At 56.9% G+C, this 21,497-nt stretch carries 34 protein-coding genes; 32 read left to right on the forward strand and 2 right to left on the reverse strand.

The features are described from left to right. Positions 1–143 precede the first annotated feature (143 nt). The 28 genes from rpsJ to rplQ all read left to right on the forward strand — a co-directional run bounded on the left by rpsJ (position 144) and on the right by rplQ (position 13,708). Positions 144–455: a 30S ribosomal protein S10 gene (rpsJ, locus tag BLU26_RS13795; RefSeq protein ID WP_028614853.1), complete on the forward strand. Its 312-nt coding sequence runs from the start codon at positions 144–146 to the stop codon at positions 453–455. Positions 456–548: 93 nt separating this feature from the next. Next, positions 549–1,187 (forward strand): 50S ribosomal protein L3, encoded by a 639-nt coding sequence (rplC, locus tag BLU26_RS13800; RefSeq protein ID WP_092287468.1) that lies wholly within the window; start codon positions 549–551, stop codon positions 1,185–1,187. A gap of 12 nt (positions 1,188–1,199) precedes the next feature. Then, positions 1,200–1,802, forward strand: a complete 603-nt coding sequence (gene rplD, locus BLU26_RS13805; protein WP_092287469.1) for a 50S ribosomal protein L4 — start codon at positions 1,200–1,202, stop codon at positions 1,800–1,802. Next, positions 1,799–2,095, forward strand: coding sequence for a 50S ribosomal protein L23 (gene rplW, locus BLU26_RS13810; RefSeq protein ID WP_092287470.1), 297 nt, complete (start codon positions 1,799–1,801; stop codon positions 2,093–2,095). Before rplD ends, rplW begins: the two co-directional genes overlap by 4 nt. Positions 2,096–2,109: 14 nt before the next feature. Continuing rightward, the gene (gene rplB / locus BLU26_RS13815; RefSeq protein WP_092287471.1) at positions 2,110–2,934 is read left to right on the forward strand and encodes a 50S ribosomal protein L2; all 825 of its coding nucleotides are present in this window, start codon (positions 2,110–2,112) and stop codon (positions 2,932–2,934) included. Positions 2,935–2,951: 17 nt separating this feature from the next. Then, entirely contained in the window at positions 2,952–3,227 is a 276-nt protein-coding gene (gene rpsS, locus BLU26_RS13820) for a 30S ribosomal protein S19 (RefSeq protein WP_092287472.1), read from the forward strand. A gap of 11 nt (positions 3,228–3,238) precedes the next feature. Continuing rightward, positions 3,239–3,571, forward strand: a complete 333-nt coding sequence (gene rplV, locus BLU26_RS13825) for a 50S ribosomal protein L22 (RefSeq protein WP_092287473.1) — start codon at positions 3,239–3,241, stop codon at positions 3,569–3,571. Between the two features lie 9 nt (positions 3,572–3,580). Next, entirely contained in the window at positions 3,581–4,261 is a 681-nt protein-coding gene (gene rpsC, locus BLU26_RS13830; RefSeq protein WP_092287474.1) for a 30S ribosomal protein S3, read from the forward strand. A gap of 11 nt (positions 4,262–4,272) precedes the next feature. Beyond that, positions 4,273–4,686 carry a 50S ribosomal protein L16 gene (rplP, locus tag BLU26_RS13835; RefSeq protein ID WP_083728636.1) on the forward strand — a complete coding sequence of 138 codons (414 nt, stop codon included), beginning with the start codon at positions 4,273–4,275 and terminating at the stop codon, positions 4,684–4,686. After that, the gene (gene rpmC / locus BLU26_RS13840) at positions 4,686–4,877 is read left to right on the forward strand and encodes a 50S ribosomal protein L29 (protein ID WP_036993711.1); all 192 of its coding nucleotides are present in this window, start codon (positions 4,686–4,688) and stop codon (positions 4,875–4,877) included. The genes rplP and rpmC overlap by 1 nt, the downstream gene beginning before the upstream one ends. Before the next feature lie 2 nt (positions 4,878–4,879). Further along, positions 4,880–5,143, forward strand: a complete 264-nt coding sequence (gene rpsQ / locus BLU26_RS13845) for a 30S ribosomal protein S17 (RefSeq protein WP_092287475.1) — start codon at positions 4,880–4,882, stop codon at positions 5,141–5,143. 44 nt (positions 5,144–5,187) lie between these two features. Next, positions 5,188–5,556 carry a 50S ribosomal protein L14 gene (gene rplN / locus BLU26_RS13850; protein WP_088277353.1) on the forward strand — a complete coding sequence of 123 codons (369 nt, stop codon included), beginning with the start codon at positions 5,188–5,190 and terminating at the stop codon, positions 5,554–5,556. 11 nt (positions 5,557–5,567) lie between these two features. After that, positions 5,568–5,882 (forward strand): 50S ribosomal protein L24, encoded by a 315-nt coding sequence (gene rplX, locus BLU26_RS13855; RefSeq protein WP_092287476.1) that lies wholly within the window; start codon positions 5,568–5,570, stop codon positions 5,880–5,882. Positions 5,883–5,899: 17 nt separating this feature from the next. Beyond that, on the forward strand, positions 5,900–6,439 hold the full coding sequence (rplE, locus tag BLU26_RS13860; protein WP_092287477.1) for a 50S ribosomal protein L5: 540 nt from the start codon (positions 5,900–5,902) through the stop codon (positions 6,437–6,439). Positions 6,440–6,450: 11 nt separating this feature from the next. Continuing rightward, a complete protein-coding gene (rpsN, locus tag BLU26_RS13865; RefSeq protein ID WP_092287478.1) occupies positions 6,451–6,756 on the forward strand; it encodes a 30S ribosomal protein S14 in 306 nt (101 codons plus the stop codon). 39 nt (positions 6,757–6,795) lie between these two features. After that, on the forward strand, positions 6,796–7,188 hold the full coding sequence (rpsH, locus tag BLU26_RS13870; RefSeq protein ID WP_092287479.1) for a 30S ribosomal protein S8: 393 nt from the start codon (positions 6,796–6,798) through the stop codon (positions 7,186–7,188). A gap of 12 nt (positions 7,189–7,200) precedes the next feature. Beyond that, the gene (gene rplF / locus BLU26_RS13875; RefSeq protein WP_092287480.1) at positions 7,201–7,731 is read left to right on the forward strand and encodes a 50S ribosomal protein L6; all 531 of its coding nucleotides are present in this window, start codon (positions 7,201–7,203) and stop codon (positions 7,729–7,731) included. A gap of 10 nt (positions 7,732–7,741) precedes the next feature. After that, a complete protein-coding gene (gene rplR, locus BLU26_RS13880; protein WP_092287481.1) occupies positions 7,742–8,092 on the forward strand; it encodes a 50S ribosomal protein L18 in 351 nt (116 codons plus the stop codon). Between the two features lie 10 nt (positions 8,093–8,102). Further along, a complete protein-coding gene (gene rpsE, locus BLU26_RS13885; RefSeq protein WP_092287482.1) occupies positions 8,103–8,606 on the forward strand; it encodes a 30S ribosomal protein S5 in 504 nt (167 codons plus the stop codon). 6 nt (positions 8,607–8,612) lie between these two features. Beyond that, positions 8,613–8,795, forward strand: coding sequence for a 50S ribosomal protein L30 (rpmD, locus tag BLU26_RS13890; RefSeq protein WP_092287483.1), 183 nt, complete (start codon positions 8,613–8,615; stop codon positions 8,793–8,795). Positions 8,796–8,798: 3 nt separating this feature from the next. Beyond that, positions 8,799–9,233, forward strand: coding sequence for a 50S ribosomal protein L15 (gene rplO / locus BLU26_RS13895; RefSeq protein WP_092287484.1), 435 nt, complete (start codon positions 8,799–8,801; stop codon positions 9,231–9,233). Continuing rightward, positions 9,234–10,562 carry a preprotein translocase subunit SecY gene (secY, locus tag BLU26_RS13900; RefSeq protein ID WP_092287485.1) on the forward strand — a complete coding sequence of 443 codons (1,329 nt, stop codon included), beginning with the start codon at positions 9,234–9,236 and terminating at the stop codon, positions 10,560–10,562. Positions 10,563–10,586: 24 nt separating this feature from the next. Next, entirely contained in the window at positions 10,587–10,703 is a 117-nt protein-coding gene (gene rpmJ, locus BLU26_RS13905; RefSeq protein ID WP_088277373.1) for a 50S ribosomal protein L36, read from the forward strand. Between the two features lie 168 nt (positions 10,704–10,871). Further along, positions 10,872–11,228, forward strand: a complete 357-nt coding sequence (rpsM, locus tag BLU26_RS13910; RefSeq protein ID WP_092287486.1) for a 30S ribosomal protein S13 — start codon at positions 10,872–10,874, stop codon at positions 11,226–11,228. Positions 11,229–11,248: 20 nt separating this feature from the next. After that, positions 11,249–11,638 (forward strand): 30S ribosomal protein S11, encoded by a 390-nt coding sequence (gene rpsK, locus BLU26_RS13915; RefSeq protein WP_092287487.1) that lies wholly within the window; start codon positions 11,249–11,251, stop codon positions 11,636–11,638. 15 nt (positions 11,639–11,653) lie between these two features. Then, positions 11,654–12,274, forward strand: a complete 621-nt coding sequence (rpsD, locus tag BLU26_RS13920; protein ID WP_092287488.1) for a 30S ribosomal protein S4 — start codon at positions 11,654–11,656, stop codon at positions 12,272–12,274. Between the two features lie 25 nt (positions 12,275–12,299). Beyond that, positions 12,300–13,301 (forward strand): DNA-directed RNA polymerase subunit alpha, encoded by a 1,002-nt coding sequence (locus tag BLU26_RS13925; RefSeq protein ID WP_092287489.1) that lies wholly within the window; start codon positions 12,300–12,302, stop codon positions 13,299–13,301. Between the two features lie 26 nt (positions 13,302–13,327). After that, on the forward strand, positions 13,328–13,708 hold the full coding sequence (rplQ, locus tag BLU26_RS13930; protein ID WP_092287490.1) for a 50S ribosomal protein L17: 381 nt from the start codon (positions 13,328–13,330) through the stop codon (positions 13,706–13,708). 190 nt (positions 13,709–13,898) lie between these two features. On the opposite strand, the gene uvrA is transcribed toward rplQ, so the two are convergent. Further along, positions 13,899–16,733 carry an excinuclease ABC subunit UvrA gene (gene uvrA, locus BLU26_RS13935; protein WP_092287491.1) on the reverse strand — a complete coding sequence of 945 codons (2,835 nt, stop codon included), beginning with the start codon at positions 16,731–16,733 and terminating at the stop codon, positions 13,899–13,901. A 180-nt stretch (positions 16,734–16,913) separates the two neighbouring features. On the opposite strand from uvrA, the gene BLU26_RS13940 reads away from it, so the two are divergent. The 4 genes from BLU26_RS13940 (at position 16,914) to BLU26_RS13955 (ending at position 20,597) form a co-directional block, all read left to right on the forward strand. After that, positions 16,914–18,284 (forward strand): MFS transporter, encoded by a 1,371-nt coding sequence (locus BLU26_RS13940; RefSeq protein ID WP_092287492.1) that lies wholly within the window; start codon positions 16,914–16,916, stop codon positions 18,282–18,284. A gap of 27 nt (positions 18,285–18,311) precedes the next feature. Beyond that, on the forward strand, positions 18,312–18,797 hold the full coding sequence (ssb, locus tag BLU26_RS13945) for a single-stranded DNA-binding protein (protein ID WP_092287493.1): 486 nt from the start codon (positions 18,312–18,314) through the stop codon (positions 18,795–18,797). A 154-nt stretch (positions 18,798–18,951) separates the two neighbouring features. Continuing rightward, positions 18,952–19,629 (forward strand): histidine phosphatase family protein, encoded by a 678-nt coding sequence (locus BLU26_RS13950; RefSeq protein ID WP_092287494.1) that lies wholly within the window; start codon positions 18,952–18,954, stop codon positions 19,627–19,629. Positions 19,630–19,718: 89 nt separating this feature from the next. Next, positions 19,719–20,597, forward strand: a complete 879-nt coding sequence (locus BLU26_RS13955; RefSeq protein ID WP_092287495.1) for a sugar nucleotide-binding protein — start codon at positions 19,719–19,721, stop codon at positions 20,595–20,597. Positions 20,598–20,621: 24 nt separating this feature from the next. Here BLU26_RS13955 and BLU26_RS13960 read toward each other — a convergent pair whose 3' ends face one another. After that, positions 20,622–21,320, reverse strand: coding sequence for an OmpW/AlkL family protein (locus BLU26_RS13960; RefSeq protein ID WP_092287496.1), 699 nt, complete (start codon positions 21,318–21,320; stop codon positions 20,622–20,624). Positions 21,321–21,497 lie beyond the last annotated feature (177 nt).

Genomic DNA, 21,497 nt, shown 5'->3' on the forward strand with positions numbered 1-21,497 from the left:
ACGCAAAAGCCCCCGTTTAACGGGGGCTTTTGTATTTTGGTTGACAGTGGGGAAGTGCATCAGTAGAATTGCGCCTCCCTTGGATGGGCTCACCCGGTTTTCGGGGAAGGCTCTGAAAATAGTAGCTTGGAGTTTCTGGTCAAATGCAGAACCAACAGATCCGTATTCGGTTGAAGGCTTTTGACCATCGCCTGATTGATCAATCTACCCAGGAAATCGTGGATACCGCGAAACGTACTGGGGCTCAGGTGCGTGGTCCGATCCCTTTGCCGACGCGCAAAGAGCGTTTTACTGTACTGGTTTCTCCGCACGTCAACAAAGACGCGCGCGATCAGTACGAAATCCGTACCCATAAACGGGTTCTGGATATCGTTCAGCCCACCGACAAGACTGTCGATGCGCTGATGAAGCTGGACTTGGCAGCTGGTGTCGAAGTTCAGATCAGCCTCGGCTGATAGCCCCACAAGACGGGGGCTATAGGTCGTGTAACGCCCTGTGTTGGGCGGCCATAGCGGGTGATAGCCCCGTGCACTCATGAGGTTTACAAAATGACTATTGGTTTAGTCGGCCGGAAATGCGGTATGACCCGCGTTTTCACTGAAGATGGTGTATCTATCCCGGTTACGGTTGTAGAAGTAGAACCGAACCGTGTCACACAGGTTAAATCCCTGGATACCGATGGCTATCAGGCCATTCAGGTAACCGTGGGCGAGCGTCGCGCTAGCCGCGTCAGCAAGCCTATGGCAGGGCACTTTGCTAAAGCCAACACTGCTGCAGGTCGTCAGGTTATGGAATTCCGCCTGGATGACAGCTCGCAGTATGAAGCTGGCGCAGAGCTGACCGTCAGCATTTTTGAAGCGGGCCAGAAGGTTGATGTTACTGGGCAGTCCAAAGGTAAGGGCTTTGCCGGTACTATCAAGCGCTGGAACTTCCGTGGTCAGGATGCAACTCACGGTAACTCGATCTCCCACCGCGTACCCGGTTCCATTGGTCAGTGTCAGACCCCTGGTCGTGTATTCAAGGGCAAGAAGATGTCTGGTCACATGGGTGCCGAACAGGTGACCGTGCAGACTCTCGAGGTTGTTCGTGTTGATGCCGAACGTAACCTGCTGCTCATCAAGGGCGCGGTACCTGGCGCGACCGGTAGCGACGTGATCGTTCGCCCGGCAGTCAAGGCCAAGGGTTAAGGGGGAGTTACCATGAATTTGAATGTAGCTGGCGCAAGCGCGATCGAAGTTTCCGATCTGACCTTCGCGACCGAGTTTAACGAGACCCTCGTTCACCAGGCCGTAGTTGCATACATGGCTGGTGCTCGTCAGGGTACCAAGCAGCAGAAGAATCGTTCTGATGTGTCCGGCGGCGGCAAGAAGCCCTGGCGTCAGAAAGGTACTGGCCGTGCCCGTGCCGGTACTATCCGCAGCCCGATCTGGCGCTCCGGTGGTACCACTTTCGCTGCGCGTCCACAGAATCACGAGCAGAAGCTGAACCGCAAGATGTACCGCGGCGCCCTGCGCTCCATCCTGTCCGAGCTGGTACGCCTGGACCGCCTGGTCGTAGTTGAGAGCTTCTCCGTCGATGCACCGAAAACCAAGGCTCTGGCCGGCAAGTTGAAGGATCTCGATCTGCAAAACGTGCTGATCGTAACCGACAATATTGACGAAAATCTGTACCTGGCAGCGCGCAATCTGCCGCACGTCGACGTACGTGATGTGCAGGGTTCCGACCCAGTTAGCCTGATCGCTTACGACAAGGTACTGATCACTGTGCCTGCTGTTAAGAAGTTCGAGGAGATGCTGGGATGAACCAAGAGCGCATTTTCAAAGTACTGCTCGGCCCGCATGTATCCGAGAAGGCTACTGTGTTGGCCGACGGCAAGAACCAGTTCGTTTTCAAGGTAGACACTACCGCGACCAAGCTGGAAATCAAGAAAGCCGTTGAGCAGCTGTTCAGCGTCAAGGTCAAGGCTGTATCGACTTTGAACGTTAAAGGTAAGACCAAGCGAACCGTTCGCGGCCTGGGCAAGCGTAATGACTGGAAGAAGGCTTATGTGAGCCTGCAGCCCGGTCAAGACATCGACTTCGCCAGCGCTGAATAAGAGAGGGATACATCATGGCTATTGTTAAATGTAAACCTACTTCCGCTGGCCGCCGCTTCGTTGTCAAGGTCGTCAACTCTGACCTGCACAAGGGCGCTCCGTACGCCCCGCTGTTGGAGAAGCAAGGCAAGTCTGGTGGTCGTAACAATAATGGCCGCATCACCACGCGTCATCGTGGGGGCGGACATAAGCAGCACTACCGTATGGTCGATTTTCGTCGCAACAAAGATGGCATTCCTGCCACCGTTGAGCGCGTCGAATATGATCCGAACCGTACCGCTCATATTGCTCTGCTGAAGTATGCCGACGGTGAGCGTCGCTACATCATCGCCCCCAAGGGCGTGCGTGCTGGCGATCAACTGGTCTCTGGCGCAGAAGCGCCGATCAAGGCCGGTAACTCACTGCCACTGCGTAACATTCCAGTGGGTAGCACCATTCACGCGATCGAGCTGAAGCCGGGTAAAGGCGCTCAGGTTGCTCGCAGTGCCGGTGCCGCCGTTCAGCTGGTTGCCCGTGAAGGCGCCTATGTAACCGTTCGTCTTCGCTCCGGCGAGATGCGCAAGGTTCTCGGCGAGTGCCGCGCCACCCTGGGCGAAGTGTCCAACGGTGAGCATAGCCTGCGCTCTCTGGGTAAGGCTGGTGCTACGCGCTGGCGCGGTGTTCGTCCGACTGTTCGTGGTGTTGCCATGAACCCGGTTGATCACCCGCATGGTGGTGGTGAAGGTCGTACTTCTGGTGGTCGTCATCCCGTATCGCCGTGGGGCTTCCCCACCAAGGGTGCCAAGACTCGTTCCAACAAGCGCACTGACAAGATGATTGTCCGTCGTCGCAGCAAGTAATTAGAGGGGATACGACAGTGCCGCGTTCTCTGAAGAAAGGTCCTTTTATCGATCTTCACCTGTTAAAGAAGATCGAAGTGGCAGTAGAAAAGAACGAGCGTAAGCCGATCAAGACCTGGTCGCGCCGTTCCATGGTTCTGCCGCAGATGGTTGGTTTGACCATCGCTGTTCATAACGGTCGTCAGCATGTCCCGGTCATCATTTCCGAAGACATGGTCGGCCACAAGTTGGGCGAATTCTCTGCTACCCGTACCTATCGTGGTCACGTAGCAGACAAGAAAGCCAAGCGCTAAGGGGTTAGAAGATGGAAGTAGCCGCTACTCATAAGGGCGCCCGACTCTCTGCCCAGAAGGCACGCTTGGTCGCCGACCAAATCCGCGGTAAGAAAGTGGATGAGGCTCTGAACCTGCTGTCTTTCAGCAACAAGAAGGCCGCTGAAGTCATCAAGAAAGTGCTCGAATCGGCGATTGCCAATGCTGAGCACAACGATGGCGCGGACGTGGATGACCTGAAGGTCTCCACCGTGTTTGTTAACGAAGGTCGCTCTCTGAAGCGCATCATGCCACGTGCCAAAGGCCGTGCTGATCGCATCGTTAAGCGGTCTTGTCATATCACGGTCAAGGTTGCTGACAAGTAGGAGTCGATCATGGGTCAGAAAGTACATCCGATTGGCATTCGCCTCGGAATCGTCAAAGAGCACACTTCGGTGTGGTACGCAGATGGTCGCCAATACGCCGACTACCTGTTTAATGATCTGAAAGTACGTGAGTACATTCAGAAGAAATTGAAAAGCGCTTCGGTCAGCCGCGTTGATATTCAGCGCCCGGCTCAGACAGCCCGCATTACCATTCACACCGCCCGTCCAGGCATCGTGATTGGCAAGAAGGGTGAAGACGTTGAAAAACTGCGTCAGGAACTGACCAGTCAGATGGGCGTGCCCGTGCACATCAACATCGAAGAGATCCGCAAGCCGGAGCTCGACGGTGCCCTGGTAGCACAGAGCGTTGCTCAGCAGCTCGAGCGTCGTGTGATGTTCCGTCGCGCCATGAAGCGCGCCGTACAGAACGCCATGCGCATTGGTGCCAAGGGTATCAAGATCCAGGTAAGCGGCCGTCTTGGCGGCGCCGAGATCGCCCGCACCGAATGGTATCGTGAAGGACGTGTGCCGCTGCACACCCTGCGCGCTGACATTGACTACGCAACGGCTGAAGCCCACACCACCTACGGTGTGATCGGTGTGAAGGTTTGGATCTTCAAGGGTGAGATCATTGGTGGTCTCCAGGAAGAAACCAAAGCCGTCGCGACCAAGAAAAAAGCTGCTAAGTAAGGGGTACGCACATGTTACAACCAAAGCGTACGAAGTTCCGCAAGCAGATGACCGGCCACAACCGTGGCTTGGCGCATCGTGGTAGCAAGGTGAGCTTCGGTGAGTTCGCACTGAAAGCCGTGGGTCGTGGTCGACTGACTGCACGTCAGATCGAAGCGGCTCGTCGCGCCCTGACTCGTCACGTTAAGCGTGGCGGTAAAATCTGGATTCGAGTTTTCCCAGACAAACCTATCTCCAAGAAGCCTCTTGAGGTGCGGATGGGTAAAGGTAAGGGTAACGTCGAGTATTGGGTTGCTCAGATTCGTCCGGGCAAGGTCCTTTACGAGATTGAAGGTGTTTCCGAAGAGCTGGCTCGCGAGGCATTTGCCCTTGCTGCAGCCAAGCTGCCTCTCGCTACCACCTTTGTTAAGCGGACGGTGATGTAATGAAAGCGACAGAACTTCGTGAAAAATCTGCTGAGCAGCTGAATGAACAGCTGCTCACCCTGCTGCGCGATCAGTTCAACCTGCGCATGCAGAAGGCAACTGGTCAGCTCGGTCAGTCCCATCTGCTGAAGCAGACCAAGCGCGACATCGCTCGCGTAAAGACTGTGCTCAATCAGAAGGGTGGTAACTGATCATGGCCGAGAACAAAACAGTACGTACCGTTACTGGCCGTGTGGTCAGTAACAAGATGGACAAGACCGTCACCGTGCTCATCGAGCGCCAGGAAAAGCACCCACTGTACGGTAAGTACGTGACGCGCTCTACCAAGCTCAAAGCGCACGATGAGAACAACGACTGCCGCATTGGCGATCTGGTTACTATCCGGGAAACCCGCCCCTTGGCTAAAACCAAGAGCTGGGATCTGGTTCAGATCGACGAGCGCGCGGCGCAAGTTTAAAGCCCCGCGCTGTTTAGCGGATTATTTAAGGGTCGGAGAAAGTTATGATTCAGACTCAATCCATGTTGGATGTAGCTGATAACAGTGGTGCACGTCGCGTTATGTGTATCAAGGTTCTGGGCGGTTCTCACCGTCGCTACGCCGGCATTGGCGATATCATCAAGGTGACCGTGAAGGAAGCGATTCCGCGCGGCAAAGTAAAGAAAGGCCAGGTGCTCAATGCGGTCATCGTGCGTACCCGTCACGGCGTACGCCGTACTGACGGTTCGCTGATCCGTTTTGATGGCAACGCAGCCGTTCTGCTCAACAACAAAAATGAGCCGATCGGTACCCGCATCTTTGGGCCAGTGACGCGTGAACTGCGTAATGAGCAGTTCATGAAGATCGTTTCCCTCGCGCCCGAAGTGCTGTAAGGAGCCCGGTCATGCAAAAGATTAAACGTGACGACGACGTAATCGTCATCGCCGGTAAAGACAAAGGCAAGCGCGGCAAAGTCCTGAAAGTTGGGGATGATTCCCGCCTGCTGATTTCCGGCGTCAACATTGTCAAGCGCCACACCAAGGGTAACCCCATGGCTGGTTCGCAGGGCGGTATTGTTGAGAAGGAGGCGCCAATCCACGTCTCCAACGTGGCTATCTTCAACCCGGAGACCAGCAAAGCCGATCGTATCGGTTTCAAGGTCGAAGACGGTAAGAAGGTTCGTATTTTCAAGTCGACGCAAAAAGCCGTCGACGCTTGAGAATCTAGGTGCTTACCATGGCGAGATTGAAAGAAACATATAGCACTACCATCGTTCCCAAGCTCCAGGAAGAACTGGGCCTGAAGAACGTGATGGAAGTGCCGAAAATCACCAAGATCACCCTGAACATGGGCCTTGGCGAAGCTGTCGGTGACAAGAAGATCATCGAAAATGCAATGGCTGACCTCGAGAAGATCACTGGCCGTAAAGGCATCGTGACTTACGCGCGCAAGTCTATTGCTGGCTTCAAGATTCGTGACGGCTGGCCGATTGGCGTGAAGGTAACTCTGCGCCGCGAACAGATGTACGAATTCCTCGACCGTCTGCTGTCGATTTCCCTGCCGCGCGTTCGTGACTTCCGTGGTCTGAATGCCAAGTCGTTTGACGGCCGGGGTAACTACAGCATGGGCGTCAAGGAACAGATCATTTTCCCGGAGATCGATTACGATAAAATCGACGCTCTGCGTGGTCTGGACATCACCTTGACTACCACAGCTCGGACTGACGACGAAGGTCGTGCGCTGCTGCGTGCGTTCAACTTCCCGTTCCGTAACTAGGAGTCAGGTAAATGGCTAAAGTCAGTATGAAAAACCGCGAGGCCAAGCGCGCTCGTCTGGTTGCCAAGTACGCTACCAAGCGTGCTGAGCTCAAGGCCACCATCGGCAACGTCAACGCCTCTGTTGAAGAGCGTTGGGCTGCCCAGGTTGCCCTGCAAAAATTACCGCGCGATGCCAGCCCGGTTCGTCAGCGTAACCGCTGCCGCATCACTGGTCGTCCGCACGGTGTATACCGCAAGTTTGGTCTGAGCCGCATTAAGCTGCGCGAAGCAGCCATGCGCGGTGACGTACCAGGCCTGGTAAAGGCCAGCTGGTAAACCAAACCTTAATTACTCAGTTTCAGGAGCACAAAGCCCATGAGTATGCAGGACCCGTTAGCAGATATGCTGACCCGTATCCGTAATGCCCAGATGGCTGAGAAGTCCAGCGTCAGCATGCCTGCGGCAAAGCTGAAGGTGGCTGTCGCCAAAGTACTTAAAGAAGAAGGCTACGTAGCCGGTTACGAAGTGGCAGGTGAGGTTAAGCCTACTCTGTCCATCGAGCTCAAGTACTTCGAAGGCAAGCCGGTTATTGAAGATCTGAAGCGCGTAAGCCGTCCAGGCCTGCGCCAGTACAAGTCCGTTGACCAGATTCCCAAGGTCAAGGGTGGACTGGGCGTTTCCATCGTCTCCACCAATAAAGGTGTGATGACGGATCGCGCTGCTCGCGCTGCCGGTATCGGCGGCGAAGTACTCTGCACCGTATTCTGATAGGGGGTTACGATGTCTCGCGTCGCTAAGGACCCTGTCAAATTGCCACAGGGTGTAGAAGTAAAGTTGGATGGTCAGGAACTGTCGATCAAGGGTGCCAAGGGCAGCCTCGAATTGAGCCTGCATCCGCTGGTAGAAGTTGTCCACGAAGACGGCGTGCTGAAGTTCGCAGCCCGTCCAGGCAGTGTGAACATGGCTATGGCCGGTACCACTCGTGCGCTGGTCAACAACATGGTTGTCGGCGTCAGCCAGGGCTTTGAGCGCAAGCTGCAGCTGGTTGGTGTGGGTTACAAGGCTCAGGCAAAAGGTCAGACTCTGAACCTGGCGCTGGGCTTTTCCCACCCAATCGACTATCAGCTGCCCGAGGGTGTTTCCGCTGAAACCCCGAGCCAGACTGACATTATCATCAAAGGTATCGACAAGCAGCTGGTCGGCCAGGTAGCCGCGGAAATTCGTGATTTCCGTCGCCCAGAGCCCTATAAGGGCAAGGGTGTTCGCTACGCTGACGAGATCGTGCGTCGTAAAGAAGCCAAGAAGAAGTAGGGCATAGCAAATGAGCGATAAAAAAGTTATTCGTCTCCGTCGCGCTCGCCGTTCGCGCTTGAAAATGCGCGAGCTGGAAGCCGTTCGTCTGTGCGTGTACCGTTCTTCGCAGCACATGTACGCACAAGTGATCTCTGCAGACGGTGCCACCGTGTTGGCTAGCGCCTCCACGCTGGACTCGGACCTGCGCAGCGGTAGTACCGGCAATATCGAAGCCGCCAAGAAAGTCGGCCTTCTGGTTGCTGAGCGCGCCAAGGCCGCCGGTGTAACTCAGGTCTCCTTCGACCGTTCCGGCTTCAAGTATCATGGTCGCGTAAAAGCGCTGGCCGACGCCGCTCGTGAAGGCGGGCTGGAATTCTAAGGGTAGATCTATGGCTAATTTCGATCAGAAGCGCGACGAAGGTTACATTGAGAAGCTTGTTCAAGTTAACCGCGTTGCCAAAGTTGTAAAAGGCGGCCGTATTTTCGCTTTCACTGCTCTGACTGTAGTGGGCGACGGTAAAGGTCGTGTGGGTTTCGGTCGCGGCAAGGCACGTGAAGTGCCTGCTGCTATCCAGAAAGCCATGGAAGCCGCTCGTCGTAACATGATTCAGGTTGACCTGAACGGCACTACGCTGCAGTACCCTGTTCGCGCTGCACACGGCGCTTCCAAGGTGTTCATGCAGCCTGCGTCTGAAGGTACCGGTGTTATTGCCGGTGGTGCAATGCGCGCCGTCCTCGAAGCCGCTGGCGTTCATAACGTTCTGGCCAAGTGTTACGGTTCCACCAATCCGGTTAACGTCGTTCAGGCTACCTACAAGGGTCTGAAGTCGATGCAGTCTCCCGAGTCTGTAGCGGCCAAGCGCGGCAAGACCGTTGAAGACATCGTGGGGTAAACGGACATGGCTAACGAAACAATCAAAGTGACCCTGTTCAAAAGCGTTGTCGGTCGCCTGCCCAAGCACAAGGCCTGCGTTAAAGGTCTTGGCTTGCGCCGCATCGGCCACACTGTCGAGGTCGAAGATACCCCGGCTGTTCGTGGGATGATCAATAAGGTCTCCTACATGGTTCGGGTAGAGGGTTAAGACATGAAATTGAATGATCTGCGTTCTGCGCCAGGTGCACGCCGTGAAAAGCTGCGCGTTGGTCGTGGTATCGGTAGTGGTCTGGGTAAGACTGCTGGCCGTGGTCACAAGGGTCTGACTTCTCGTTCCGGTGGCTCTGTAGCCCCCGGTTTCGAGGGTGGTCAGCAGCCTTTGCATCGTCGTCTGCCCAAGTTTGGTTTCACCTCCAAACTGGCAATGGTGACCGCTGAAGTTCGCACCAGCGAGCTGAATGGTGTTGATGCTGCGGTCATTGACCTGCAAGCGTTGAAAGATGCCAACATCATCGGCAACAAGTTTGTACGTGCCAAGATCGTGCTGTCTGGCGACGTGACCAAAGCGGTTACTGTCAAAGGCCTGGCGCTGACCAAAGGTGCGCGTGCAGCGATCGAAGCAGCTGGCGGCAAGATCGAGGAATAAATGGCTAAGCAAGGCGCTCTTTCTGGAATGAATCAAGGTGGCTTGAGTGAACTCTGGGGGCGCCTGCGCTTTCTGTTCCTCGCGATCATCGTTTACCGTATCGGGGCGCATATTCCGGTTCCCGGGATAAACCCTGATCGTCTGGCTGATCTGTTCAAACAGAATGAAGAGACGATCCTTAGTCTGTTCAACATGTTTTCCGGCGGTGCCCTGGAGCGGATGAGTATCTTCGCTCTGGGCATCATGCCGTACATCTCTGCATCGATCATCATGCAGCTGATGACGGCGGTGAGCCCGTCGCTGGAGCAGTTGAAGAAGGAAGGGGAGTCCGGTCGCCGGAAAATCAGTCAGTACACGCGTTATCTGACGTTGGTACTGGCGTTTATCCAAGCCATCGGCATGTCGGTTGGCCTGGCCAGTCAGGGCGTCGCTTTCGACACCGGTTTCAGCTTTTACTTTATTGCTGTCACCACTTTTGTGTCGGGCGCCATGTTCATGATGTGGCTCGGCGAACAGATCACCGAGCGAGGTGTCGGCAACGGCATTTCCATGTTGATCTTTGCCGGCATTGTTGCCGGGTTGCCCAGCGCTATTGGGCAGTCCTTTGAAGGTGCGCGTCTTGGCACCATCAACATTTTCGCGCTGATTGGTGTTGGCCTTGTGGCTATCGCCATGATCGCGTTCATCGTTTTCGTTGAGCGTGGCCAGCGCAGAATTACGGTCAATTACGCGAAGCGTCAGCAAGGTCGCAAGGTATTTGCCGCTCAAACCAGCCATTTGCCTCTCAAGGTCAACATGGCGGGTGTGATTCCGGCGATCTTTGCCAGCAGTATCCTGTTGTTCCCGGCCTCGCTGGGTACCTGGTTCGCCCAGGGCGACAATATGGAGTGGCTGCAGACTGTGACGCAAGCTATTGGGCCGGGTAAGCCGCTGAACATCATTCTGTTTAGTGCAGGGATCATTTTCTTCTGCTTCTTCTATACAGCGCTGATGTTCAATCCGAAGGATGTAGCGGAAAACCTCAAGAAGTCAGGTGCATTTATCCCGGGTATTCGCCCAGGTGAGCAGTCTGCCCGCTACATTGACAGCGTGCTGACTCGTCTTACTCTGTTCGGTGCCCTGTATATGACGGCTGTCTGCCTGTTGCCGCAGTTTCTGGTGGTATCGGCTAATGTGCCCTTCTATTTGGGTGGGACCTCGCTGTTGATCGTTGTAGTGGTTGTTATGGACTTCATGTCACAAGTACAATCGCACCTCGTTTCTCAGCAGTACGAGTCTCTTTTGAAGAAATCAAACCTGAAAGGCTACGGCAGCGGCATGGTCCGCTGAGTATTCAGGTTTCAGGAGTCGGCTATGAAAGTTGCAGCATCAGTAAAGAAGCTTTGCCGTAACTGCAAGGTCATCCGTCGCAACGGTTGCGTACGTGTGATTTGCAGCGCTGAGCCCCGTCATAAGCAGCGCCAGGGTTAATTCCCCGGTTCTGATTTAAGACTACGTCTCAGGATAACCGCCACCCGGCCATTAATTTGGCTGGGTGGTTGAATTTTGTTTTTGTTAGCGCTACCCTACTGCACCCTTTTTCGAGCAACCTTCATTGTTGTGGGTTGAGTCAGGTAGCTGTCAGACGGAGTAAATTGGATGGCCCGTATTGCAGGCGTCAACATCCCGGATAACAAACATACTGTTATCTCTCTGACCTATATTTTTGGTATTGGTCAGACCAAAGCACAGCAGATCTGTGCGTCCACTGGCATTGCGCCAGATGCGAAAATCAAGGATCTGAGCGAAGAGCAGATTGATACTCTGCGCAATGAAGTTGCCAAGAGCACGACTGAAGGTGACTTGCGCCGGACGATCAATATGAACGTCAAGCGCCTCATGGATCTTGGCTGCTATCGCGGTCTGCGTCACCGTCGTGGCCTTCCGGTCCGCGGTCAGCGCACCAAGACCAATGCTCGCACCCGTAAGGGTCCGCGCAAGCCGATCCGTAAGTAATTGCGAAGGAATATACAGATATGGCTAAGCCTGCTGCTCGTGTTCGTAAAAAAGTAAAAAAGACAGTGGTTGATGGGATCGCCCACATCCATGCGTCTTTCAATAACACCATCATTACCATTACTGACCGTCAGGGCAACGCCCTGAGCTGGGCTACCTCTGGTGGTTCTGGTTTCCGTGGTTCGCGTAAAAGCACCCCGTTTGCAGCCCAGGTTGCAGCCGAGCGTGCCGGTAACGCAGCTCTGGATTATGGTTTGAAAAATCTCGACGTTTGTGTGAAGGGCCCTGGCCCGGGTCGTGAATCAGCTGTTCGTGCACTGAACTCTTGTGGTTACAAGATCAGCAGCATCACTGATGTCACCCCTATCCCACACAACGGCTGCCGCCCGCCCAAGAAGCGTCGCGTTTAATCAGGAGACGGTATAATGGCTAGATATATTGGTCCGAAGTGTAAGCTGTCTCGTCGCGAAGGCACTGATCTGTTCCTCAAGAGCGGCGTGCGAGCTCTTGACTCCAAGTGCAACCTGGAAAGCCCTCCGGGCGTCCATGGTCAGCGTCGTGGTCGTTTGTCCGAGTACGGCACTCAACTGCGTGAGAAGCAAAAAGTACGTCGCATGTATGGCGTTCTTGAGCGTCAATTCAGCAACTATTACAAGGAAGCTGCCCGTCTGAAGGGTGCTACCGGCGAGAACCTGCTGCAACTGCTCGAGCGTCGTCTGGACAACGTTGTATACCGCATGGGTTTTGGTGCCACTCGCGCTGAAGCGCGTCAGCTGGTATCGCACAAGTCCATCAGCGTTAACGGCAAAACAGTCAACATTGCATCTTACCTGGTAGCCCCAGGCGATGTGGTCGCTGTCCGTGAAAAGTCGAAGAACCAGCTGCGCATCAACAGTGCACTGGAGCAGGCGGCTCAGCGCGGTATGGCTGAGTGGGTTGAAGTGGACTCTGCCAAGAAAGAAGGCGTGTTCAAGAGCCTGCCCTCACGGAGTGATTTGTACGCTGACATCAACGAAAACTTGATCGTCGAGCTTTACTCCAAGTAAGCGACAGACAGCAAAAGGTGCCCCCATGCAGAGTTCGGTTACCGAGTTTCTAACACCACGTCACATCGACGTACAGGAAACTTCGCCCATGCGCGCCAAGATCACTCTTGAGCCGCTGGAGCGTGGTTTCGGTCATACCCTGGGCAATGCGCTTCGCCGCATTTTGCTCTCCTCCATGCCCGGCTGTGCCGTGGTAGAGGCGGAAATCGACGGCGTTTTGCATGAGTACAGCGCCATCGAGGGCGTTCAGGAAGATGTCATCGAGATCCTGCTCAACCTGAAAGGGTTGGCGATCAACATGCACGGTCGTGATCACGTCACTCTGAGCCTTTCCAAGAAAGGCCCTGGCGTGGTGACTGCCGCTGACATCCAGCTGGATCATGATGTAGAGATCGTTAATCCGGAGCACGCTATCGCGACGCTGTCCGATAACGGTGAGCTGAACATGAAGCTGACTGTTGCTCGTGGCCGTGGCTACGAGCCGTCCGATGCGCGCCAGTCTGACGAAGACGAGAGCCGCTCGATTGGTCGTCTGCAGCTGGATGCTACCTACACGCCGGTTCGCCGTGTCGCGTACGTAGTTGAAAGCGCTCGTGTAGAGCAGCGTACCAACCTGGACAAGCTGGTTATTGATCTGGAGACCAACGGTACCCTGGACCCTGAAGAGGCCATCCGTCGTGCCGCGACTATCCTGCAACAGCAACTGGCTGCCTTTGTTGATCTGAAAGGCGATCAGGAGCCGGTGGTAGAGCAACAGGAAGATGAAATCGATCCTATCCTGCTGCGTCCGGTGGACGATCTTGAGCTGACTGTCCGTTCGGCCAACTGCCTGAAGGCTGAAAACATTTACTATATTGGCGATCTGATCCAGCGTACCGAAGTTGAGCTGCTGAAGACCCCGAACCTGGGCAAGAAATCCCTGACTGAAATCAAGGACGTTCTCGCCTCTCGTGGTCTGTCTCTGGGTATGCGTTTGGACAACTGGCCGCCTGCAAGCTTGAAGAAGGACGATAAGGTTTCGGCCTGATCGTCTCGACACCGAGGAATTGAGAGATGCGTCATCGTAAAAGTGGTCGTCACCTGAGTCGGACCAGCGCACACCGTAAGGCTATGTTCCAGAACATGGCTGTGTCGCTGTTCGAAAATGAACTGATCAAAACTACTCTGCCAAAAGCCAAGGAACTGCGCCGCGTTGCCGAGCCGCTGATCACCCTGGCCAAGGAAGATACTGTTGCCAACCGTCGTCTGGCTTTCGACCGCACCCGCAGCAAGGAAGCGGTCGGCAAGCTGTTCAACGATCTGGGCAAGCGTTATGCAACCCGTCCGGGTGGTTATGTGCGTATCCTCAAGTGCGGTTTCCGCGCTGGCGACGCAGCACCCATGGCGTACGTTGAGCTGGTTGATCGTCCCGAGCTGGCAACAGCTGACGAGTAAGCAGTAAGCAATTCAAAAAAACCGGCTCATTGGCCGGTTTTTTTGTGTCTGCAGATCGCAGACCCTCCGATATTTCGCGTAGTCGTGCTGGGCCTAGGGTGTTTTCCGTCCGGTGTTGTTAAGGTGTGGATAGCAAAAGGCCCTGTTTACACAGGGCCTTTGTTTTTGTGGGTGAGGGCAGCAGTGGGTTTCAGTCCCGATCGCGCTCCAGCAGAGGGCCAAGGAACCGGCCGGTGTGCGAAACCTCCATGCCCGCCACCTGCTCCGGCGTGCCCGTAGCGATAATCTGACCGCCCTTGGAGCCGCCTTCCGGTCCCAGATCCACGAGCCAGTCTGCCGTCTTTATGACGTCGAGATTGTGTTCGATCACCACTACGGTATTGCCGTGATCGCGCAGGCGGTGCAGTACGTCGAGCAGCTGTTGAATGTCGGCGAAGTGCAAGCCGGTAGTCGGCTCGTCAAGGATGTACAGCGTTTTACCAGTATCGCGCTTGGACAGCTCGCGAGCCAGCTTGACGCGCTGTGCTTCCCCGCCAGACAGCGTGGTTGCTGACTGACCCAGGCGAATATAGGTCAGGCCGACGTCGATCAGGGTTTGCAGCTTACGCGCTAGCGCCGGTACTGCCTCGAAGAACTCACGTGCTTCCTCGATGGTCATTTCCAGCACCTCGTGGACGTTCTTGCCCTTGTACTTGATCTCCAGTGTCTCGCGGTTATAGCGTTTGCTCTTGCAGACGTCGCAGGGCACATAGATATCCGGCAGGAAGTGCATCTCAACCTTGATCAGGCCGTCGCCCTGACAGGCCTCGCAGCGCCCGCCTTTAACGTTAAAGGAGAAGCGACCGGCTTTATAGCCGCGTGAGCGTGCCTCCTGGGTGCCGGCAAACAGCTCGCGTATCGGCGTGAACAGGCCGGTGTAGGTGGCAGGATTGGAACGTGGCGTGCGACCAATCGGGCTTTGGTCGATATCCACGACCTTGTCCAGATGCTGCAGGCCATCAAAGCTATCGTGAGGCGCCGCGTCGAGTGTCGTGGCACCGTTCAGGGCGGTGGCCGCTAGCGGGAACAGGGTGTTATTGATCAGGGTAGACTTGCCGGAGCCGGAAACACCGGTGACGCAGGTAAGCAAGCCCACCGGTATTTCCAGATCGACCTTCTGCAGATTGTTGCCGCAGGCGCCTTTGAGTTTCAGCCACTGATCCTTGCGCAGTGGGGTACGCTTGGCGGGCACCGGGATCTTGACCCGCCCGGAGAGGTACTTGCCGGTCAGCGAATCGGGGTTGTTCATCACCTCGTCGGGAGTGCCCTTGGCAACGATCTGGCCGCCATGCACCCCCGCACCTGGGCCGATATCGACCACGTAATCGGCCAGCCGGATTGCATCCTCATCGTGTTCCACGACGATCACCGTGTTACCCAGTTCACGCAGGTGGATGAGGGTTTTCAGCAGGCGCTCGTTGTCGCGCTGATGCAAGCCGATGGAAGGCTCATCCAAAATGTACATGACGCCTACCAGGCCCGCGCCAATTTGGCTCGCGAGACGGATACGCTGCGCTTCACCGCCGGAGAGGGTGTCCGCGCTGCGGTCGAGGGTCAGGTAATCCAGGCCGACGTTGACCAGGAACATCAGGCGCGCCCGAATTTCCTTGAGAATCTTCTCGGCGATTTCGCCGCGATTACCCTGCAGGGTCAGTTGACCAAAATACTCGGCGGCGGCGCCAACCGGCATCGTGGTGACGCCGGGCAGGTTGCGATCATCAATGAACACATGCCGCGCTTCCCGGCGAAGGCGGGTGCCGTGGCATTCCGGGCAAGGTTGAGTGCTCAGATACTTCGCCAGCTCCTCGCGCACGCTTTGCGATTCGGTTTCGCGGTAGCGCCGCTCCAGATTGGGCAGTATGCCTTCAAAGGGGTGCTCGCGCCGGACCACATCGCCGCGATCATTCAGATAGCGAAAGGGTACCTTGTCTGTGCCCGTACCGTTCAGTACCAGCTTGCGGTGCTGTTCCTGCAGGTCGTCGAAGGCAAGGTCCAGGTTAATGCCATAGTGCTCGGCCAGTGAGCTGAGCATCTGGAAGTAATAAACGTTGCGCCGATCCCAGCCGCGAATAGCCCCTTCAGCCAGCGTCAGTTCGCCGTTCACCAGACGCTTGCGATCAAAGAACTGTTTGACGCCCAGGCCGTCGCAGCCAGGGCAGGCGCCTGCCGGGTTGTTGAAGGAAAACAGGCGCGGTTCGAGTTCGCTGATCGAGTGGCCGCATTCCGGGCACGCGAAGCGCGCGCTGAAGGTCACCTCGTCGCCGGTTTCGCCTTCCATTGGCGCGATGATGGCGATGCCATCCGCCAACCCGATGGCGGTTTCAAAGGATTCGGCCAGGCGCTGTTGCAGGTCTTCGCGCACCTTGAAGCGGTCGACCACCACCTCGATGCTGTGCTTGCGTTTTTTGTCGAGTGCGGGTGCTTCGTCCAGCTCATAAATGCGGCCGTCGATGCGTGCGCGCACGAAGCCCTGCGCGCGCAGTTCGTCGATCAGGGCCAGATGTTCGCCCTTGCGCTCGCGCATGACCGGTGCCAGTAGCATGAGCTTGCTGCCTTCGGGCATCGCCAGCACTTGATCGACCATCTGGCTGATGGTCTGCGCAGCCAGGGGCAGGTTGTGATCGGGGCACATCGGCGTGCCGACACGCGCAAACAGCAGGCGCAGGTAGTCGTAGATCTCGGTGATGGTGCCCACCGTGGAGCGCGGGTTATGCGAGGTGGATTTCTGCTCGATGGAGATCGCCGGGGAGAGGCCCTCGATGTGGTCCACGTCCGGTTTTTCCATCATCGACAGAAACTGCCGGGCGTAGGCCGACAGCGATTCGACATAGCGGCGCTGTCCTTCCGCGTAGAGCGTGTCGAAGGCCAGCGACGACTTGCCGGAGCCAGACAAACCGGTGATAACGATCAATTTGTCGCGCGGCAGATCGAGGTCGATGTTCTTCAGGTTGTGGGTGCGAGCCCCACGTATCAGGATGGTATCCACAGCCCATTACCCCCAGCCAGCAAAGCAGCCAAGTATACGGGTTTCGGGGTGGTGGCGGCAAAGGCAGCGGCAAAAAGACCTGGGCCTTAGAGGCTGTAACCGGGTGTGTCATAAAGTCGCCGGCAAATGCCGTGCACTGCCTTGGCAGCGTGTTAAAATCGCGCTTTTTTTGGAGCAGTCATGCATCAGGCCGATTCCATGAGCCCGTTGGAGCGCCGCGCAGCCATCTCGCTGGCGTTGGTGTTTGCTTTTCGCATGCTCGGATTGTTCATGGTGTTGCCGGTGCTGGCGACCTACGGCCAGGGCCTGGCTGGCGCGACGCCGGTGCTGATTGGCATGGCGATCGGTTGTTACGGGCTGACGCAAGCGTTCCTGCAGATTCCCTTCGGCATGCTGTCCGACCGTATTGGACGCAAGCCGGTGATCCTATTCGGCTTGCTGTTGTTTGCACTGGGTGGCCTGGTGGCGGCGCAGGCTGACAGTATCCAGCAGGTCATTGCTGGCCGCATCCTGCAGGGCGCTGGCGCTATCGCTGCCGCTGTAATGGCGCTGGTGGCTGATCTGACGCAGGAGCAGAATCGCACCAAGGCGATGGCCATGATCGGCATGAGTATTGGCAGCGCCTTTGCTGTGGCGATGGTCGCCGGACCAGTGGTCGCGGGGTTGGCTGGCTTGCACGGCGTGTTTCTGTCGACCAGTGCGCTGGCGGTAGTGGGTATGTTGCTGGTGTTCTTCTGCGTGCCGACCCCGCAAACGCCCTTGCGTCATCGCGAGGCGGGTGTTGTCAAGGCTGCCTTTCTGCCGGCGCTGCGCAATCCCGACTTACTGCGACTCAACTACGGTATCGCTTCGCTGCACGCAATCTTGATGGCTACCTTTATCGCCGTGCCGCTGGCGTTGCAGCAGCACGCGCATCTGCCGAAAGAAGAGCACTGGTGGGTTTATCTGGCAGCGCTGCTGATCTCCTTCTTCGGCATGGTGCCCTTTATCATCTATGCCGAGAAGCAGCGGCAGATGAAGCGGGTCGTGCTGGGTGCGGTGGCGGTCCTGGTGCTGGTGCAACCGCTGTTCTGGCTGAGCATGAACTCATTGCCCTGGCTGGTGGCGACCATAGTGGTGTTTTTCATCGGGTTTAACCTGCTGGAGGCTACCCTGCCATCGCTGCTCAGCAAGATTGCCCCGGCTGGCGGCAAGGGCACGGCGATGGGGGTTTACTCCACCAGCCAGTTTGCCGGCGCCGCCCTTGGTGGGGTGATGGGCGGCTGGATGTTTGGCCACTTCGGGTTGGCTGGCGTGTTCATCGGTTGCGGGCTCTTGGCACTGTCGTGGTGGTTGATTGGTGTTACCATGAACGAACCGCCTTATGTGACCAGCTACCGTCTGGCGCTGTCTGCCGAGCAGGTAGACGAAGCAGCGCTGGCGGCCAGATTGCTGGCCGTGCCGGGGGTGGCAGAGGCAATCATCGTGGCGGAAGACGCCGCAGCCTATTTGAAAGTAGATACCAAAGAGCTGGATCGTGAGGCGCTGGACCGGGTTGTTGCACCCGTTTGATCACCCCAGACAGAGAGGAGAAGAAGAATGGCCAGAGGCGTCAACAAAGTAATTTTGATCGGTAATGTCGGTGGTGATCCCGAAGTGCGCTACATGCCCAACGGCAACGCGGTGGCCAACGTCACCCTGGCAACCACTGACAGCTGGAAAGACAAACAGTCTGGCCAGCAACAAGAGCGCACCGAGTGGCACCGTGTGGTGTTCTTCGGCCGTATCGCTGAGGTGGTGGGTGAGTACGCACGCAAGGGCTCCAAGCTCTATGTTGAAGGCCGCCTGCAGACCCGCGAGTGGGAAAAGGACGGCGTCAAGCGCTATACCACAGAAGTGGTAGTCGACATGGGTGGTCAGATGCAACTGCTCGACGGCCGTCCCTCCGGTGGCGAGCAGAACATGGCGCCGCGTCAGCAGCCCTCGCGTCCGGCGCCGCAGCAACAGCCCGCGGCACAGCCTCAGCAAGCACCGCAGCAATCGGCTCCGGATTACGACAGCTTTGATGATGACATTCCGTTCTAGAATGTAGCTGTTGCCAAAACCCGGCATGACCTAGGATGAATTTCCCCGGTCAGCCGGGTTTTTTTATGGCTCGTGGAAAGCGCTGTGGTCCGATCAGGTGTGCAGACGTGGGCGGGTTGCCTCTGGGTTGCAAGCAAGCAAGAAGGGTTCATCTATGTCAGAAGTGTATTTTGTGCGCCACGGCCAGGCCTCATTTGGTTCCGATAATTACGATCTGCTCTCGGAAAAAGGCCATCAGCAAGCGCGTCTGCTGGGTGATTACTTCAGCGCTCAGGGGCTGCAGTTTGATCATATGATCACTGGCGACATGGTGCGTCATCGCGAGACGGCGCAGGGTATCTGTGAGGGGTTGGGTATTGCCGAGTCGAGCTTCGAGGTGCTGCCGGAACTCAACGAGTTTGACTTTCACTCGGTGCTGCACGCGTTTCTGGCTCAGCATCCGGATCAGGCGTTGCCCGACAAGCCGGTGGTGGCGGATTACTTCAAGCGGCTCAAGCAGGGCATCGTGCTCTGGTCGGAGGGCCGCCTGGAAGGTCAGCTACCGGAAACCTGGGCACACTTCGAAGAGCGCATTGTGCATGCGCGTGAGCACATCATGCGCCACTACAAGGGGCAGCGGGTACTGGCGGTCAGTTCCGGTGGGGCTATCGCCATGCTGGTGCGCCAATTGCTGGAGGCGCCGAGCAAGACCATGGTCGAGCTGAATCTGCAGACGCGTAATACCGGCTTGATTCACTGCGTGTTCAATCAGCGTTCGATGCGCCTGAGCAGCTTTAACAGTGTGCCGCATCTGGATGCTCCCGAGCGCCGCGAGCTGATCACCTATACCTGACGCTGACCGGTGCGGCAGGTGACGCGCGACGATTGACACTGCACAATATGCGTCACAGCCAGATATCGGGATAAAAGGGTCAATCAAGCATGCGCATGCGGGTTTTGCTGCTGGGAGAGGAAACACTGCTGGGACAGTCCCTGCTTAGCCAGGCGGCGGCGGAGGATATTGTTTTTTTGCAGGTCGGTGGCAACGAAGCTTGCCAGCCCGCGGCGATCGACGGCTGGCTGGACGATCTGGCACCCGATGCCGTAGTCAACCTGGCGCACTACCACCAGCAGTTTCAGTTGGTGCAAGCCAGCGGCGAGCAGCTGGAGGTGTTGCGGTCCTTCAGCGAACGGCTGATCGAAGCCTGTGCGCAGCGCGATCTGCTGCTGTGCATGCTATCCAATACCCGGGTGTTTGATGGTGAGAAAGGCACCGCTTACACCGAAAAGGATGAGTTGACCCCCATCGGCGAGCAGGGCGCCACCCAGGCGGCATTGGATGACCTGTTGCGTCAGCGCTGCCGCCGACACCTGTTGCTGCGCTTCAGCTGGTTGCTGGATGCCTCGGGCGATGGCTTGCTGGGGCGCCTGATCAATCAGCTGCAGGCCAGTCAGCAGGTCGCGCTGGCGGAAGAGTGGCGTGGCAATCCGACGCCGGTGCAGGATGCGGCGCGGGTGATTCTGGCAGCCATCAAACAGCTGGACTGCGACTCGGAGGTTTACGGCGTGTATCACTATGGTAGCGCCGAGGTGTCCAGCTGGATCAGTCTGGCGATGGGGCTGGGGCAGGAGCTGCGCATGCTGGAGCGGCTGCCGCAGGAGCCGGTTATTCAGCCGGTGGCCTACAGCGAGCAAGTGGCCGCGCAGTTTGAACCGCAAAATGCCGCCCTGAATGGTCGGCGCCTGCTACATGTGTTCGGCATCAAGCCCAGGGCCTGGCGGGTGGGGTTGAGCGAGCTGCTGCAACCCCTGGCCGACTGAGCTGTGATGCCCGTGCGGTTCTGATCAGAACTTGTAACCCAGCCCTACCATGTAGACCATTGGATCGACATCAACATCAACCTTGAGGCGACCTACACCAGCGAGCTCGGTGTGGCCGGTGGTCTCGATGTCGATATAGCGCACCTGGGCGTTGAGCATCAGTTTGTCGGTCAGCATGTAATCGGCACCGACCTGCGCCGCCAGACCCCATGAGTTGTCCATGCTCAGACCATCGAAGCCCTTGGCTTCGGCCGAGCTGCTTACCTCTTCATCGAAGAACCAGGTGAAATTGATACCGGCTCCCAGATACGGCTGGAAGGCCGAGCTGTTGTGCATTGGGTACCAGACCGCACTCAGGGTCGGCGGCAAATGCTTCAGGGTGCCGAGTTTGCCATTCAGCGCAGACAACCCGGCCGGTGAACCACTGACGCCAACATCATGGCTGAAGGGGGTGGCGGCGAGCAGTTCGATGCCCAGGTTATCGGTCACCATGTAGGCGAAGTTCAAACCCAGCTGGGTATCGCTGTCCAGGGTAGCGCTGCCACCCAGGTCGCCCAGCGCTGCGCTCTTGATACCGGAGCTGTCTTCATGCGGATCGACGGTGACCGCGCCGGCGCGCACAAGAATGTCGCCGGCCTGGTGGGCCTGAGCAGTGATCGACACCGCCAGAAGTGCGGGAGCAAGCAGCAGGCTGGCGGACAATTGGGTGGCAAAGCGTGACATGGTCTGTCTCCTTGATAAGTGAACAGGGACGACTTTAATCATCCGGCGCGGTGCAGATATTGATTTGGAGCAACAGACACGCGAGGCGGCCTGCGACAGGCTGCCGCAGAGCGGTTGAAGTCTGTGGGCGCAAAGATGATAATGGTTCTCTTTTAGGTCAAGTCAGGCCATCACCCC

This window comes from Halopseudomonas sabulinigri (assembly GCF_900105255.1).
Lineage (GTDB): Bacteria > Pseudomonadota > Gammaproteobacteria > Pseudomonadales > Pseudomonadaceae > Halopseudomonas > Halopseudomonas sabulinigri.

Excerpts from the sequence above, each read along its gene's own strand:
- rpsJ (WP_028614853.1), top strand. The coding sequence starts at position 144 with ATGCAGAACCAACAGATCCGTATTCGGTTGAAGGCTTTTGACCATCGC.
- rplC (WP_092287468.1), top strand. The coding sequence starts at position 549 with ATGACTATTGGTTTAGTCGGCCGGAAATGCGGTATGACCCGCGTTTTC.
- rplD (WP_092287469.1), top strand. The coding sequence starts at position 1,200 with ATGAATTTGAATGTAGCTGGCGCAAGCGCGATCGAAGTTTCCGATCTG.
- rplW (WP_092287470.1), top strand. The coding sequence starts at position 1,799 with ATGAACCAAGAGCGCATTTTCAAAGTACTGCTCGGCCCGCATGTATCC.
- rplB (WP_092287471.1), top strand. The coding sequence starts at position 2,110 with ATGGCTATTGTTAAATGTAAACCTACTTCCGCTGGCCGCCGCTTCGTT.
- rplV (WP_092287473.1), top strand. The coding sequence starts at position 3,239 with ATGGAAGTAGCCGCTACTCATAAGGGCGCCCGACTCTCTGCCCAGAAG.
- rpsC (WP_092287474.1), top strand. The coding sequence starts at position 3,581 with ATGGGTCAGAAAGTACATCCGATTGGCATTCGCCTCGGAATCGTCAAA.
- rplP (WP_083728636.1), top strand. The coding sequence starts at position 4,273 with ATGTTACAACCAAAGCGTACGAAGTTCCGCAAGCAGATGACCGGCCAC.
- rpmC (WP_036993711.1), top strand. The coding sequence starts at position 4,686 with ATGAAAGCGACAGAACTTCGTGAAAAATCTGCTGAGCAGCTGAATGAA.
- rpsQ (WP_092287475.1), top strand. The coding sequence starts at position 4,880 with ATGGCCGAGAACAAAACAGTACGTACCGTTACTGGCCGTGTGGTCAGT.
- rplN (WP_088277353.1), top strand. The coding sequence starts at position 5,188 with ATGATTCAGACTCAATCCATGTTGGATGTAGCTGATAACAGTGGTGCA.
- rplX (WP_092287476.1), top strand. The coding sequence starts at position 5,568 with ATGCAAAAGATTAAACGTGACGACGACGTAATCGTCATCGCCGGTAAA.
- rplE (WP_092287477.1), top strand. The coding sequence starts at position 5,900 with ATGGCGAGATTGAAAGAAACATATAGCACTACCATCGTTCCCAAGCTC.
- rpsN (WP_092287478.1), top strand. The coding sequence starts at position 6,451 with ATGGCTAAAGTCAGTATGAAAAACCGCGAGGCCAAGCGCGCTCGTCTG.
- rpsH (WP_092287479.1), top strand. The coding sequence starts at position 6,796 with ATGAGTATGCAGGACCCGTTAGCAGATATGCTGACCCGTATCCGTAAT.
- rplF (WP_092287480.1), top strand. The coding sequence starts at position 7,201 with ATGTCTCGCGTCGCTAAGGACCCTGTCAAATTGCCACAGGGTGTAGAA.
- rplR (WP_092287481.1), top strand. The coding sequence starts at position 7,742 with ATGAGCGATAAAAAAGTTATTCGTCTCCGTCGCGCTCGCCGTTCGCGC.
- rpsE (WP_092287482.1), top strand. The coding sequence starts at position 8,103 with ATGGCTAATTTCGATCAGAAGCGCGACGAAGGTTACATTGAGAAGCTT.
- rpmD (WP_092287483.1), top strand. The coding sequence starts at position 8,613 with ATGGCTAACGAAACAATCAAAGTGACCCTGTTCAAAAGCGTTGTCGGT.
- rplO (WP_092287484.1), top strand. The coding sequence starts at position 8,799 with ATGAAATTGAATGATCTGCGTTCTGCGCCAGGTGCACGCCGTGAAAAG.
- secY (WP_092287485.1), top strand. The coding sequence starts at position 9,234 with ATGGCTAAGCAAGGCGCTCTTTCTGGAATGAATCAAGGTGGCTTGAGT.
- rpmJ (WP_088277373.1), top strand. The coding sequence starts at position 10,587 with ATGAAAGTTGCAGCATCAGTAAAGAAGCTTTGCCGTAACTGCAAGGTC.
- rpsM (WP_092287486.1), top strand. The coding sequence starts at position 10,872 with ATGGCCCGTATTGCAGGCGTCAACATCCCGGATAACAAACATACTGTT.
- rpsK (WP_092287487.1), top strand. The coding sequence starts at position 11,249 with ATGGCTAAGCCTGCTGCTCGTGTTCGTAAAAAAGTAAAAAAGACAGTG.
- rpsD (WP_092287488.1), top strand. The coding sequence starts at position 11,654 with ATGGCTAGATATATTGGTCCGAAGTGTAAGCTGTCTCGTCGCGAAGGC.
- BLU26_RS13925 (WP_092287489.1), top strand. The coding sequence starts at position 12,300 with ATGCAGAGTTCGGTTACCGAGTTTCTAACACCACGTCACATCGACGTA.
- rplQ (WP_092287490.1), top strand. The coding sequence starts at position 13,328 with ATGCGTCATCGTAAAAGTGGTCGTCACCTGAGTCGGACCAGCGCACAC.
- BLU26_RS13940 (WP_092287492.1), top strand. The coding sequence starts at position 16,914 with ATGCATCAGGCCGATTCCATGAGCCCGTTGGAGCGCCGCGCAGCCATC.
- ssb (WP_092287493.1), top strand. The coding sequence starts at position 18,312 with ATGGCCAGAGGCGTCAACAAAGTAATTTTGATCGGTAATGTCGGTGGT.
- BLU26_RS13950 (WP_092287494.1), top strand. The coding sequence starts at position 18,952 with ATGTCAGAAGTGTATTTTGTGCGCCACGGCCAGGCCTCATTTGGTTCC.
- BLU26_RS13955 (WP_092287495.1), top strand. The coding sequence starts at position 19,719 with ATGCGCATGCGGGTTTTGCTGCTGGGAGAGGAAACACTGCTGGGACAG.
- BLU26_RS13960 (WP_092287496.1), bottom strand. The coding sequence starts at position 21,320 with ATGTCACGCTTTGCCACCCAATTGTCCGCCAGCCTGCTGCTTGCTCCC.